Source organism: Arthrobacter sp. NPDC058192 (assembly GCF_042883665.1).
In the GTDB taxonomy this organism is placed as follows: Bacteria; Actinomycetota; Actinomycetes; order Actinomycetales; family Micrococcaceae; genus Arthrobacter.
The window spans coordinates 277,245-290,675 of sequence record NZ_JBHVVJ010000003.1; the positions used below are offsets into that span (position 1 = coordinate 277,245).

Consider the following 13,431-nt stretch of genomic DNA (forward strand, 5'->3'; position numbering starts at 1 on the left):
GTGGGCGCCTTCGTCGTCGGTGGCATCAGGGGGTCCGGCGCTCTTCCTCCGGCTCGTGCTCTTCGATGAACTCGTCCACGGGGTCCGTGCCGTACTTTCCGGACTGCCGTTTGGCGATGGCTCCACGGATGACCTCGATGGCCACGGGGATCACTGAGACCAGCACGATGGCGATGAAGATGATGTCCAGGTTGTCCCGGACCCACGGCACCGTGTCGCCCAGCAGGTAGCCGAGCAGGGTGACGCCGCCGCCCCACAGCACCGCACCGATCACGTTGTAGGTGAAGAACTTGCGCCTGCTCATCTCCGCGACGCCGGCAATCACCGGGACGAAGGTGCGGATGATTGGCACGAAACGGGCCAGGATCAGCGACTTGCCGCCATGCTTCTCGAAGAAGGCATGGGCGCTTTCCACGTTTTCGTGCTTGAACAGCCTGGAATTGGGCCGGTTGAACAGGGCGGGTCCGGCCTTGGACCCGATCAGGAAGCCCACCTGGTTGCCGATGATCGCGGCGACAATGATGAGAGCTGTCAGGACCACGATGTTGACCTGGATGGTGCCGGTGGCCACGAGCAGCCCGGCCGTGAACAGCATGGAGTCCCCGGGCAGGAAGAAGCCCACCAGCAGCCCGGTTTCCGCGAAGATGATGCCGCAGACCAGCAGGACCACCCACGGCGCGAAAGCCGGATTGGCCAGGAAGACCTGCGGGTTGAGCCAGTCGGGCAGGAAGGAGGCCAGGTGCGGCTGCACGGGGCCGGCACCGCCAAGGGCGGACACGGCAAGGTCGCTCATTGCTAATACGTTCACCCGTTAAGGGTACTTGACGGCCCCGCGCCGGCCGGCGGTGCGGTGGCCGGCCTAGCGCCGCGGCCGGAGTCCCGTGCGCGAGGTTCCGCCATCGGGCGGTAAAGTTTGGGCCGTGGGTTTGGACTTTACGGCGATCGACTTTGAGACCGCGAACGGCTTCCGGGGTTCACCGTGCGCCGTTGGCCTGAGCAAGGTCCGCGGCGGCGTCGTCGTCGAAGAGGCGTCCTGGCTCATGCGGCCGCCGGAAAACTACGACACGTTCGATCACCACAACGTCCGGATCCACGGCATCCGACCGGACCAGGTGGCCGGCCTGCCGCGCTTCGGCGAGCTTTTCCCTGAGATCGGGGCCTTCATTGGCGGGGACGTGCTGGCCGCCCACAACGCCGCGTTTGACCTTGGCGTGATCCGCTCCGGCCTGGAAGTGTCGGGGCTGCCCGGTCCTGCCTACGACTACGTCTGCACGGTGATGCTGTCCCGGCGCTGCTACTCGCTGGTGTCCAATTCGCTGCCCTACGCCGCGGAGGAAGCCGGTGTGCCGCTGGTCAACCACCACGATGCCGCCGAGGACGCCCGTGCCTGTGCCGGCATCCTGATCGACATCGCCCGCCGCAACGGGGCGGCGAGCATTGCCGAACTCCATCTGTCCCTCGGCCTGGCCGTTTCGCACCAGCCGGCCTTCGACCCCCGGCTGGACCCGCTGTCCAAAGCCAGCGTGGCCGCCCTGGAGGCGCTCGCCGGTGGAACGGCCGCGCCCTCCCGCCGGCCATTCGTTGCCGGGTGGCCTGAGGAAGGACCGAACCCCGAGCCCAACGCCGCAGCCAGCCCCGGCCACCCGCTGTTCGGCCAGACCGTCGTGTTCACCGGCGAGCTGGCGATGCCGCGCACAGAAGCCAAGGTCCGCTCCGCCGAGCTGGGTGCCCGGCCCGAAAGCCGGGTCACGGCCAGGACCACCGTCCTGGTGGTGGGCGACGGCTTCGTGGCCGCGGACCTGCGCTCCGGCCGGCTCACAGGCAAGGCACGCCGTGTCCTGGAACTGCACGAACGCGGGCAACGGATCGAAGTCCTGTCCGAGGGGGAATTCCTTCAGATGGTTGGCGGCCACGTGGCGGCTGCCCCGGCCTGAGCATGCGGGCGGTCACACGGCGCAACAATCATTCCGCCGGCGGGCGCCGCTCCCTACTCTTGGCCCATGAGCAAACCGGATCCACAGGCTCCCGCCGCGGCAACGGAGCACGGAATCGACTGGCGCAGGGTGTTCGCGTTCCCTAACCCGGTGAACGAGTACTCCGCCCGCATCACTGCTGCCCTGGTGGTGGCGCTCTCCGCAGTGACGCTGCTGACCGGGTTCGGCTGGGGGCTTGCCATTATCGCGGCCGGGTTCTGGCTGCGCGTGCTGTTCGGCCCGCGGATCTCGCCCCTGGCCCGGCTCTCCGTCAAGATCCTGACGCCTTGGCTCGGGCGGACCCGGCTGGTTCCCGGCCCGCCCAAGCGCTTCGCCCAGGGCATCGGCACCGCCGCGTCGACGGCCGCCGCATTGCTACTGGCCGCCGGCCTCGCCCCGGCGGCGTGGGTCCTTCTGGCCGTGCTGATCGCCGCGGCCTCGCTGGAGGCGTTCGCCGGGTTCTGCCTCGGCTGCAGCATCTTCGGCTTCCTGCAGCGCCGCGGGCTCATCCCCGAAGACGTCTGCGAGGCCTGCAACAACATTGCGCTCCCGCGCACGTAAGACTGGCGCCTGGAGATGTGACGGACATGTTCCGCGCTCGCAGTCGGAGTTGGACATGTCCCGGCGGGCCGCGGCGGCCGGGGAGGGACATGTGCTCGGGAGGGCCTGACGGTTGGACATGTCCCGGCGGGCCGGCGGCCGGGGAGGGACATGTGCTCGGGAGGGCCTGACGGTTGGATATGTCCCGGCGGGCCGGCGGCGAGGGAGGGACATGTGCTCGGGAGGGCCTGACGGTTGAACATGATGGCATTATGTCCACTCCTCGCCGCCGAGGTTGGGCATGTGCCGGGGGTGCGGCGGCCAGGAATGGGCATGTGCCCCGCGGCGAGGGGGTCACAGAGCATGTCGTGGTTGGGCGGCGGCAGATGAACATGTCCGTCGCAGTCAGGCGTGACAGGTCATGTCCTAGTGTGGCGTGGCACCAGGAATGGACATGCGCCGCGCTCGCAGTCGGAGTTGGACATGTCCGGCGAGCCGGCGGCCAGGGAGGGACATGTGCTCTGGAGGCCCTGACGGTTGGACATGATGGCATTATGTCCACTCCTCGCCGCCGAGGTTGGGCATGTGCCGGGGGTGCGGCGGCCAGGAATGGACATGTGCCCCGCGGCGAGGGGCCACAGGGCATGTCCTAGTGGCGTGGCACCTGGGGCGGACATGTTCCGCGCTCGCAGGCGGAGTTGGACATGTCCCGGCGAGCCCGCGGCCAGGGAGGGACGTGTGCTCGGGAGGCGCTGACGGTTGGACATGATGGCGTAATGTCCATTCCTCGCCGCGGAGGGTGGGCATGTGCCGGGGATGCGGCGGCCAGGAATGGACATGTGCCCCCGGTGAGTTCAGGCGCCGGTGACGGCCGCCAGCCTTGACGCCATGCCCCGGATGACCTCCGGCGCCTCCAGGGCCGACAGCCAGCCGGCCGGCAGGCACTGCTCGCCGTAGTAGGCCCCCAGGATGTTCCCGGCGATCGACGCCGTCGAGTCGCTGTCCCCGCTGTGGTTTACCGCGACGGCGATCGCCGCGCGGAAATGGGCCTCAGCAGCGCCGGCCGCCGTCGTCGTTCCCGTTTCCGGGACTGTTGCCAGTACGGCGTAAAGCGCGACGGCGAGGGCCTCCTCGGCGACCCATCCCTCGCCGAGTTCGCTGACCAGGGCCTCGGGGCTGAGCCGGTCGCCCGCCAGCCGCAGGGCCGACTCCAGCCGGGCCACCACTTCAGCATCGGGCTCTTCGCCCTTGCGCAGGACCCCGCCGCGCAGGTGCCCGAGCGCCGATTCCGCTGCTTCACGCAGTTCGAGCCCGGAAGCCAGGGCTTGGACGACCAGGCTGAAGACTCCGGCGCTTTGCCGTGCCGCGGGGTGCCCATGGGTCAGGGACGCGGCGTCGGCACTGAGCTTATAGACCGTTTCGGGTGCGAGGTGGGGGATCAGGCCGAACGGAGCCGAGCGCATCACGGTGCCGCAACCCTTTGAATCGGGATTGACCGGACGCTGGACGGTACCCATCTCGCCCGTGGCGAGTCCGCTGAGGGACGCGTTGCCGGGCGCACGGCGGTTTTTCAGGACATCCTGGCCGTCGATCCAGCGTGGCGGCTGGACCGGGGCCGAGGGCGGCACCGCGACGCCCTGGGTCCCGAGCCAGCGCAGGTACGCCAGCCACACGCACGCGTTGATGTCGGCCGCCACGCCGTCGCTGGCCCATTCCAGCGCCTCGAGCAGGCCGTCGGCCGTGTACAGCGTCATCTGGGTGTCGTCCGAGAAGGGGCTGCCGGCGTCGAGCGCAGAAAAGTCCTGCAGGCCCGCGGGGCCGAACCGGGCACGGATCGCGGAAATATCGTCGAACTCGACGGCGTAGCCCAGCGAATCGCCGAGCGCCCCGCCGAGCAGGCAGCCGTGGATGCGCGAACCGTGGTCCGGGTCCGGGTCCGGGGCCGGGGCCGGGGCGTGCGGCGGGCCGGGTACTGGGGCAGGTGCGGGCGTGGTCCCGGGCTCGGTGCTCATGTCCCCAAATTTACCGGCACCGCCGCGCACCGCCCAATGACGCCCGATCCCGCATTGCCCCGTGCTGCCTGACCGAAGCTGCCGCACCCAATGCCGCCCCGCCGGTGCCCAACGCCGGTAGGGTGCAGTTAGGACCCGTCCGGCGGTCAGTCCGACGCAGGCAAAGCAGCCGCCGCCGTGCCCGGCCGGCCCAGATACGCCCAGTAAGAGGAAACCAATGCACGAACCAGCGTGGCGGAAGACCGGCAGCACGCCGGATTACAGATTTTCCTTAGCCAATGAGCGGACGTTCCTGGCTTGGATCCGCACGTCCCTGGCCCTGATCGCGGGCGCGCTGGCGATTGACCAACTAGCCCCGGAGATTGCGCCGGCACCCGTGCGCGTCGTGCTGTGCGTCATCCTCGCGTTCCTGGGCGCCGGCCTGGCCGCCCTGGCCTATCGCCGGTGGGGGCTCATGGAGGCGGCCATGCGCAATAACCGGGAGCTGCCGTTTTCCGGCGTGATGCTGGTGATGACGATCGGCGTCGCGGCCGCTGCCCTCGTGTTCGCCGTCCTGATCCTGATGGTCCGGTGAGCCGGGGTGCGGTAGGCCCCGGCGAGTCCCGGGATCCAGGGCTGCAGCCGGAGCGGACTTCCCTGGCGTGGCGCCGGACCCTGCTGGCACTGATCGTTGCGGACCTGCTGATATGGCGGACCTGGGCGCTCGCAGCGTCCCGCAGCGTCCCGGGGCCTGTTGACTATCTGGGGATCTGCGCCCTCGTAGCCATGGCCGCCACCCTGGTGTTGGGCGTGTGCGTGCTGGTCCGCGGGCGGGAGCTCCGCCGCTCCAACGCCGCGCCGCCGGCGGGGCTCCTGCGCTGGGCCGCGGCCGCCGTCGTCGTCCTCGCCGCCAGCGCCGTGGCCGCAGTGGGCCTGGGGCACTGAGCGGGCCTGCAGGGGCAACCCAGCCAACATCCAGACGGCGCTGACAGACTGCGGGTGGACCCAATTCTCCGCGTGGCCCAAGGCGCACCCGGAGCACGACCCCGCGGCAGCCAGCGACGGCGCAAAAAACCGGACCCGGGGCGTGCCGCCATCAGCAAAGGAAAAAACCTGACCATGACCCTGCTTGTTCCTGCCCCCGAGTCCGGCGGCGTCCTGCCCATGGCCGCCGTCGACAGCAGCCCGCGCCGCCCCCGCCTCGCCGCCAGGTTGTCCGCCGAGGCGTTCGGAACTCTGATCATCGTGGTCGCAGGGCTTGGCGTGCCACTGTTCACCATTCCGCAGTCGAACCCGCTGCCCGCCGCCCTGGCCGCCGGGCTGGCCTTGACGGCGGCAATGCTGGCCGTCGGCTACGTCTCCGGCGGGCACTTCAACCCAGCCGTCACTGTGGGCAACGTCATTGCCGGCCGGATCAAGCCTGGCCCTGCCGCCGCCTACATCGGCGCCCAGTTGGTGGGCGCCGCGCTCGGAGCCGCCGCCCTGTTTGGCGTCCTGTCCACCGTCCCGACGATTGCCGACAGCCAGGGCGCCTTTGCCACCGTGGCGGCAGGATTCGGCGAGCACTCGATCATCCAGGTGCCCATGGCCGGCGTCCTGCTCATGGAGGTCCTCGGCACGGCCCTGCTCGTCGCGGTGTTCCTCGCCACGACGGCCAGCAGGAATCCCGCCAGGGCTGCTGCCCCCTTCGCGGTCGGCCTGACGACGGCGGTGCTGCTGCAGTTCGGCCAGGCGCTCGGCAACGTCCCCTTCAACCCGGCCCGGGCCACGGCGTCGGCGATCTTCAGCGGTCCGAACGCGCTCGGGCAGCTGTGGCTGTTTTGGGTGGCACCCCTGGTCGGCGCGGCCATCGCAGCCTTGGTTTTCCGGGGCTTCGGGCAGTCGAGCGCCGCGGTAGTTGCCAGCACGGACCGCCTGCTGGCTGACGACGAGTCGGACGACGACGAGTCGGACGACGCCGGGCCGGTCGCCGCCGGGCCGGTCGCCGAGTCGAACGCAAAGTTTGCCGCAATGTCTGACGACGCAAAGTCGAAGGCCGGTGCCGCGTCCGTATCCCGCGCCGGTGCCGCACCCGTATCCAGCGCCGGCGGTGACGAGGCCCGCAGCTTCTTCGACAGCAACCGCTGACGCCCGGCCCCCGCGTGCATCGGTGGGGTGGTGGCGCAAGACTGTCGGTGCCAGCCGATACGGTAGGAATATGCGGTTATTGCACACCTCCGACTGGCATTTGGGCCGGTCTTTCCACGGCGTCGGCATGCTGGATGCCCAGCGTTCCTTCATCGACCAGCTCGTGGCTTTTGTCCGGGACGAAGCGGTGGACGTCGTCCTCATCGCCGGTGACGTCTACGACCGCGCCCTGCCGGGAGTCGACGTCGTCGGGCTGCTCGATGACGCCCTGGTGCGCCTTACCGGGGCCGGCGCCCAAGTGGTCCTGACCAGCGGCAACCATGATTCCGCCATCAGGCTGGGCTTCGCCTCGCGGCTCCTCGAACGCGGGGGAGTGCATCTGCGCACCCGGCTGGACGAACTCGACCAGCCCGTCCTCTTGCCGCTCGACCCAGGCAGCGATGCCGGGCCGGTGCTGGCCATTTACGGTATACCGTGGCTTGAGCCCCGGCTCGTCGCCGAGCAGCTGGGTGTCGGGACAGCGAGCCACTTCGAAGTCACGCGGGCCGCCACCGAACGGATCCGGGCGGACGTGCAGCACCGCCGCGGGACCCGGACCGTCCATTCGGTGGTCCTGGCGCACACGTTCGCCAGCGGGGGCATCAGCTCAGACAGCGAACGGGATCTAAGCATCGGCGGCGTCGGTGCGGTCCCGCTGGATCTCTTCGACGGCTTTGGCTACACCGCCCTGGGCCATCTGCACGGCCGGCAGGAGCTCTCTGCGGCGGTGCGCTACTCCGGCTCCCCGCTGGCCTACTCGTTCTCCGAAGCCAAGCACAAGAAGGGCAGCTGGCTGGTGGAGGTCGACGCCGCCGGGATCGGTGAGGTACGCGAAGTACTCTGGGACCCGCCCCGGAACCTCGCCGTGCTGCGCGGGAAACTGGAGGACCTCCTGTCGTCCGAAGACTTCGCCTGGGCCGAAAGCGCCTATTGCCAGATCACCCTGACGGACCCGGCGCGCCCCGCACAGGCGATGGACCGGCTGCGGACACGGTTCCCGGACACCCTGGTGCTCGGTTTCGACCCCGACGGCCCCGGCGCGGCGCCGAAGGCCAGCTACAGCAGCCGGCTTGCCGAAGCCGACAGCGACCTCTCCGTGTGCTGCGGATTTCTCGAGCACGTCCGGGGCCGGTCAGCTTCCGACGCCGAATCAGCGGTCCTCGCCGAGGCGCTCGAAGCTGTCCGCCTGGAAGGGGTCTCGCTGTGAGGATCCACCGCCTGGAAATTTCCGCCTTCGGCCCGTTCGCCGGCACGGAGCGGATTGACTTCGACCGCCTCAGCGCTCACGGCCTGTTCCTGCTGAACGGCGCCACCGGCGCCGGCAAGACCAGCGTCCTGGACGCCATCTGTTTCGCGCTGTACGGATCGGTGCCAGGGGCGCGCCAGGACGGCAAACGGCTGCGCAGCGACCACGCGGAGACCGCCGCCGAGCCGCGCGTCACTTGCGAGTTCTCGGCCAAGGGCCGCCGTTTCGAGGTCTCCCGGTCGCCGGCCTGGAACAAGCCAAGCGCCCGGGGAAAGAACGGCTTCACAGTCCAGCAGGCCAACACCCTGCTGCGCGAACGCATCGGCGGCGTATGGACGGAAAAGTCCGGCCGAAACGATGAGGCCGGGGCGGAGATCGCCGACGTCCTGGGCATGAACCGCGACCAGTTCACCCGCGTGGTCATGTTGCCGCAGGGAGACTTCGCCGCCTTCTTGCGGTCCAAGGCATCCGACCGCCTGGAACTGCTGCAGAGCCTGTTCGGAACCCAGCGCTTTGAAGCCGTGGAGCAGGAACTGTCCCGGCAGGCGCAGGCCGCCAAGACGGAGGTGGCAAGCCTCACCTCGAGGCTGGACCTGCTGCTGTCCCAGGCGGAGGCGGAAACCGCGGCACTCGAACTTGACGCAGAGGGCGGTCCCGGCCGCGACGCCCCCGATGCCCTGCTGGCATGGCTGGGTGACGCTGCGGCTACTGCCGCGGACGTGCGCCGGACCGCGGCAGCGGCAGCCGAACAAGAGTCGGTCCAACAAGCTGCACTTCTGGAGGCCGCCAACGCACGGGCAAGCCGCCAGGCGAAACTGGCTGCCGCGGAACTGCGCCGCAATCTCGCCTACGCTGCAGCCACCGGCCTGGCAGAAAAAGCTGTCACGCTCGGCCTGCACCGCAAGGCCGAGGTGCTCGGTGGCCAGTTGCGGGCTCTTGAAAGCGCTCAGACGGCCGAGGACCGGGCGGGAACAGCGCTGGCGGAGGCCGCACGGGAATTGCGCTCCGCGGCTGTTACAGACCCCGAGCTCGCCGGACTGGCCCTCTTCGATTTTGGCGCAGGAAACGCTGGCGCCTTTGACAGGACTGCGCCCGTCGACGGCGCAGCGCCCTTCGACAACGCTGCGCCCTTCGACAACGCAGTGCCCTTCGACAGCTCCGCCCTCCGCAGCGCGCTCGGACGGCTGCGGTCGCTGCGCGCCGTGCTCGCAGAACGCCTGCCGGACGAAGCCCGGCTTGCCGGGTTGACGGACCGCCGCGGCCGGCTGCGCCGCCAGCTGCAGGACCTGGAATCCGTGCGGCGGGCCGGCGCCGCCGCCCTGGATGCCTTGCGCTCTGAATCGGCCGCCCTGCTCGCCGGAATACGGCCGCTCGAGGAACTTGCCGCCGAAGTCCAGCTGCGTACCAAGGAGGCCACCGCAGCGGACGAACTGGTGACCATCATCGGCCGATACCTCGACGCGGAGGCCGTGTGCTCGGCCATCGAGGAACGGCACGCCGCGGCCCGGACGGAACACCAGGATCTTCGGCAGCACTGGCTCGACCTCCGCGAACAACGGCTCACTAACGCCGCAGCCGAGCTCGCCGCCCAGCTCCTCGACGGCGATCCCTGCCCGGTCTGCGGAAGTCCGGACCACCCGGTGCCGGCCCCGGCCGCGGACTCGGCCCTGGCCGTTGCGGAGGCGGAACAGGCTGCGCAGGATGCCTGCGATACGGCCGAAGTGGCGTTCGCGGCGCTCGGGCGCGAACTCGCCGAGGCCCAGCAGCACGTCGCCGTCCTCGCGGCCCAGGGCGGCAGCACGCCTGTCGCGGAAGCACGTGCCGATGCGGTTCTGGCCCGGGACCGGGCCCGCGAGGCCGGCCGTGCAGCCGCGGAGCTTGCCACGAACCGGGCACGGCTGGCAGAACTTGACGAGGCAATCAGCGCCGCGGAACGCGCGAAGGCTGAGGCCGCCTCCGACATCGCCGAAACCCAGTCGAGGGGCGCCGAGGTCGAGGAACAGGCGGAGGTCCTCGAACAGGCCCTGGACAAGCTCCGCGCCGGCCACCCCGGCCTCGAGGAACGGATCGCCGCCCTCACCGGTACGACGGCGGTCCTCGAAGACGCCGATGCTGCCCAGTCGGCCCTGGAGCAGGCCGGCGCCCGGGTGGCCGAAGCGCGCCAGCAGCTTGAGCAGGCACTGCCCGCAGCCGGGTTCCCCTCCGAAGCCGCGGCACGGGCGGCCCTCCTTCCGGCGCCGGAGGCCTCCGGCTTGGAGGCGGCCCTCCGCGCCGGACAAGACGAAGCCGCCAGGATCCAGGAACTGTTCGCCGGAGAGGAACTCATGCTGGCAGCCGCCGAAAGGGCCGCCGGGGAGATCCCCGGCGATGCCGACCTCGAACAACTCCGGCTGGAGTCGGCCGCGGCGGAGCGCACTGCCCGGGACGCCTTGCTCGCGGCCGGCCTGGCGGACAACTCCGTCCAGAGCCTCGGACGCATCGCCGGCGACTACGCGGACGTCGCCGCGGCAGGGAGGGAGCCTCGGGAACGGGCCGCGCTGTTGGCCGCGGTGGCCGACGCCGCCAAGGGCAGCGGGGACAACACGTACCGCATGAGCCTGAACAGCTACGTCCTCGCCGCCCGGCTGGAACAGGTCGCCGTCGCCGCCTCGGAACGTTTGATTCGCATGAGCGACGGCCGCTACACGCTGCAACACTCCGACGCGAAGGCAGCCCGCGGAGCCAGGTCCGGCCTCGGCCTGGAAGTTGTGGATGAGTGGACCGGCCAGCGCCGCGATACGTCCACGCTCTCCGGCGGCGAGTCCTTCATGGCCTCGCTGGCCTTGGCCCTCGGCCTGGCCGATGTGGTGCAGCACGAGTCGGGCGGCGTGGACATCGAGACCCTGTTCGTGGACGAGGGCTTCGGCAGCCTCGACGACCAGGCACTGGAACAAGTCATGGACGCCCTCGAGGGACTCCGGGATGGCGGCAGGGTAGTGGGGCTCGTCAGCCATGTGGCGGAGATGAAACAGCGCATCGGCACGCAGCTTCAAGTGGTCAAGGGCCGCAACGGCTCCACCCTGCACATCAGCGACGAGTCCAAGGTCTGAACCGACCCGGTAACATGGAGCTGTTACCGGGTCGCGCGCATCGGGAGGAGGGACGATGCGCACCATTGAGCGAACCCGGAAACCATGAACCTTTCACCGTCTTCTCTGGCGTCCTCCCTCGACGCGACAACTTCCCCTGACGCAGCCACTCCGGCGCGCACCCGGCCCGCGCCGGCACCAGCCGAAACACCGGCCGCGCCCCCTGCCCGCGTGCCCGGAAAAGGCGGCCGTTTAGCACGGTTGCCGCTGCTTGCCGGCCGAGGCTTCATCCCCTTAGGGCTCGTCGCCCGCCTTCCGCTGGCCATGCTCACCGTCGGAGCCCTCACACTCGTCACCGCCGTCTCCGGCTCTTATGCCGTGGGTGGCGCCGCGGCCGGTGCCGTCGGTATCGGTTCCGCGCTGGGTGCTCCCGTCCTGGGCGTCGTCGCGGACCGGCTTGGCCAGCGCGGAGTGCTGCTGGTATCCGCCACCGCCAACGCCGTGGCTATCGTGGCCCTGATTCTCGCGGCGCACCTGATACCCGGCGTGCAGGACGTTGCCGCCGCCGTACCGGTTCTCGCGGCGGCTTTCGTTGCCGGGGCCAGCTGCCCGCAGGTCGGGCCGCTGGCCCGGGTCCGCTGGATGGCATTGACATCCCGGACATCCGGCGCCGGGCGCGGGGCGGGTGCAGATTCCGCAGACTTGGACACGGCCCTGTCGTATGAGAGCACCGCGGACGAGCTCACGTTCGTGCTCGGGCCCGCCCTCGTCGGGGCTATCGCCAGCCTGCTGGCGCCGTGGCTGCCCCTGGCCCTGGCCGCGGCGCTGACCATCATCTTCGTGCCCGCCTTCGCCGTCCATCCCACGCACCGCGCGGTGCCCCGTACGCTGCCGAGCCAGGAAACCGGCCCGGCAGCGACGATGGCAGCCGGGCCGGCGGCGAACCGGCACCGGGGCGCCCGCACGGCGGCACAGCGCGCCCGGACCCTGGCCGCCGTCGCGCTTCCCGTGCTGGCCATGGTCTGCATGGGCACCTTCTTCGGGTCCACCCAGACATCCCTGAGTTCCTTTTCCGCCAGCTTCGCCACGTCCGAGCTCGCGGGGCTGCTCTACGCCGTCATGGGACTGAGCTCGGCGGCCGCGGCACTCTCGGTCGCGTACTGGCCGCGGCGGTTCGCGGTGAACGCCCGCTGGATGGCCTGCGCGGCCCTCATGGCCGGATTCGCCGCACTCCTGCTCTGGCCGTCGACGGCGCTGCCCATGATCCTGGTCCTGCTGGTCCTGGGCCTCCCGGTCGGCCCGCTCATGGTCACGATCTTCGCCATCGGCGGCCTCGTGGCGCCCGCCGGAAGGCTCGGCACGGTCATGACGGCCCTGGCCAGCGGCATCGTGGCCGGCACCGCACTCGGCGCCTCCATCGCCGGGCAGCTTGCCCAGAACTTCGGGTATTCGACCGCATTCCTGGTGCCAGTGTGCGCGGCCACCGCGCTGTTCCTGCTGGGAACGGCCGCCGCCCTCGTGCTCCGGCAACGCGCGGGAACTTAGCCCAGCTGCGCCTCGATGCGCCGGGCGGACGCAGTGAGGGAGGCGGCAACCTCCCCGGGATCCTGCGCAGCGCGGATGTAGACGACGGCGAGGGCGGCGGGCCGGCCGCCCGGCACGTGCAGCGGCACCGCGACCGAGGACACGCCGGCGATGACCTCGTCATGGCTCGCGGCATAGCCGAGCCGCCGGGCCTCGGCGGCCTCGGCACGGTACGGAATGCCCGGGACCAGCGCCCCCCACTGCTCTTCGGTGAACGCGGACTGGATCGCGATGCCCGGCGCGCCGGCGCTGATCGGATGCCGCGACCCGGGATGCTGCACGACGGCGGCGCCGCTGTGCCGCGGGTCCACCGTCACCAGCGTCACGCACTCCTCCCGGTCCCAGACCGCCACGAAGGCGCTCATGGTCAGGGAGTTGGCCAGCTGGGTCAGTTCGGGCAGGGCGGCGGACTGCAGGTTGCGCGAAACCCCGCGCGCCAGGACGGCGAGGCCTGGGCCGGGCTGGACGCGGCCGCCGTCGTCGCGCACCAGCAGGGAGTGATCCTCCAGCGTGCGCAGAATACGGTAGGCCACGGAGCGGTGGACGCCCATGGCGTCGGCGAGTTCAGCGATGGTCAGCGGCTGCTGGGCTTCTGCGAGGATCTCCAGGGCCCTGATGCCGCGGGAGAGCGTCTGGGACGGGGAAGCCTGAGCCGTGCCGGCGTTCGGGGTCATGGGGTCCATCCTAGGGCGGGGTCGCTGGAAGCCGGGCGCCGGTCGGCTCTTGTGCTCCGAATCATGGTCCGCTAGCGTTCTGTATAGGAATTACGTGTTCGATTATAGAACACGACTATTGGAAAGCACAGGCCCGGGAGAGCGCAGCCCCGGGAAGGCCCGAAGAACACCGCCACTGAACGCAAGGGA

Annotated in this window: 11 protein-coding genes; 8 read left to right on the forward strand and 3 right to left on the reverse strand. The window is 70.3% G+C overall.

The genetic code is table 11. The features are described 5' to 3' along the window. Window positions 1-25: 25 nt before the first annotated feature. Window positions 26-793, reverse strand: coding sequence for a VTT domain-containing protein (locus tag ACFVVK_RS04985; protein WP_390264384.1), 768 nt, complete (start codon window positions 791-793; stop codon window positions 26-28). 127 nt (window positions 794-920) lie between these two features. Here ACFVVK_RS04985 and ACFVVK_RS04990 point away from each other — a divergent pair, with 127 nt between their 5' ends. Beyond that, window positions 921-1,934 (forward strand): exonuclease domain-containing protein, encoded by a 1,014-nt coding sequence (locus tag ACFVVK_RS04990; protein WP_390264245.1) that lies wholly within the window; start codon window positions 921-923, stop codon window positions 1,932-1,934. 66 nt (window positions 1,935-2,000) lie between these two features. After that, complete coding sequence (locus ACFVVK_RS04995; RefSeq protein ID WP_390264248.1) at window positions 2,001-2,534, forward strand: DUF4395 domain-containing protein; 534 nt, start codon at window positions 2,001-2,003, stop codon at window positions 2,532-2,534. Between the two features lie 833 nt (window positions 2,535-3,367). On the opposite strand, the gene ACFVVK_RS05000 is transcribed toward ACFVVK_RS04995, so the two are convergent. Continuing rightward, window positions 3,368-4,525, reverse strand: a complete 1,158-nt coding sequence (locus ACFVVK_RS05000) for an ADP-ribosylglycohydrolase family protein (protein WP_390264250.1) — start codon at window positions 4,523-4,525, stop codon at window positions 3,368-3,370. A 217-nt stretch (window positions 4,526-4,742) separates the two neighbouring features. On the opposite strand from ACFVVK_RS05000, the gene ACFVVK_RS05005 reads away from it, so the two are divergent. The 6 genes from ACFVVK_RS05005 (at window position 4,743) to ACFVVK_RS05030 (ending at window position 12,529) form a co-directional block, all read left to right on the forward strand. Continuing rightward, the gene (locus ACFVVK_RS05005) at window positions 4,743-5,099 is read left to right on the forward strand and encodes a YidH family protein (RefSeq protein ID WP_390264253.1); all 357 of its coding nucleotides are present in this window, start codon (window positions 4,743-4,745) and stop codon (window positions 5,097-5,099) included. Then, window positions 5,096-5,449: a DUF202 domain-containing protein gene (locus tag ACFVVK_RS05010; RefSeq protein WP_390264256.1), complete on the forward strand. Its 354-nt coding sequence runs from the start codon at window positions 5,096-5,098 to the stop codon at window positions 5,447-5,449. The genes ACFVVK_RS05005 and ACFVVK_RS05010 overlap by 4 nt, the downstream gene beginning before the upstream one ends. A gap of 174 nt (window positions 5,450-5,623) precedes the next feature. Beyond that, window positions 5,624-6,631 (forward strand): MIP/aquaporin family protein, encoded by a 1,008-nt coding sequence (locus ACFVVK_RS05015; RefSeq protein ID WP_390264259.1) that lies wholly within the window; start codon window positions 5,624-5,626, stop codon window positions 6,629-6,631. A gap of 70 nt (window positions 6,632-6,701) precedes the next feature. Continuing rightward, a complete protein-coding gene (locus tag ACFVVK_RS05020) occupies window positions 6,702-7,877 on the forward strand; it encodes an exonuclease SbcCD subunit D (protein ID WP_390264262.1) in 1,176 nt (391 codons plus the stop codon). Continuing rightward, window positions 7,874-11,005, forward strand: a complete 3,132-nt coding sequence (locus tag ACFVVK_RS05025; RefSeq protein ID WP_390264265.1) for an AAA family ATPase — start codon at window positions 7,874-7,876, stop codon at window positions 11,003-11,005. The genes ACFVVK_RS05020 and ACFVVK_RS05025 overlap by 4 nt, the downstream gene beginning before the upstream one ends. 84 nt (window positions 11,006-11,089) lie before the next feature. Continuing rightward, entirely contained in the window at window positions 11,090-12,529 is a 1,440-nt protein-coding gene (locus tag ACFVVK_RS05030; protein ID WP_390264268.1) for an MFS transporter, read from the forward strand. Here ACFVVK_RS05030 and ACFVVK_RS05035 read toward each other — a convergent pair. After that, window positions 12,526-13,242, reverse strand: coding sequence for an IclR family transcriptional regulator (locus ACFVVK_RS05035; protein WP_390264271.1), 717 nt, complete (start codon window positions 13,240-13,242; stop codon window positions 12,526-12,528). The genes ACFVVK_RS05030 and ACFVVK_RS05035 overlap by 4 nt on opposite strands. Between the last annotated feature and the right edge of the window lie 189 nt (window positions 13,243-13,431).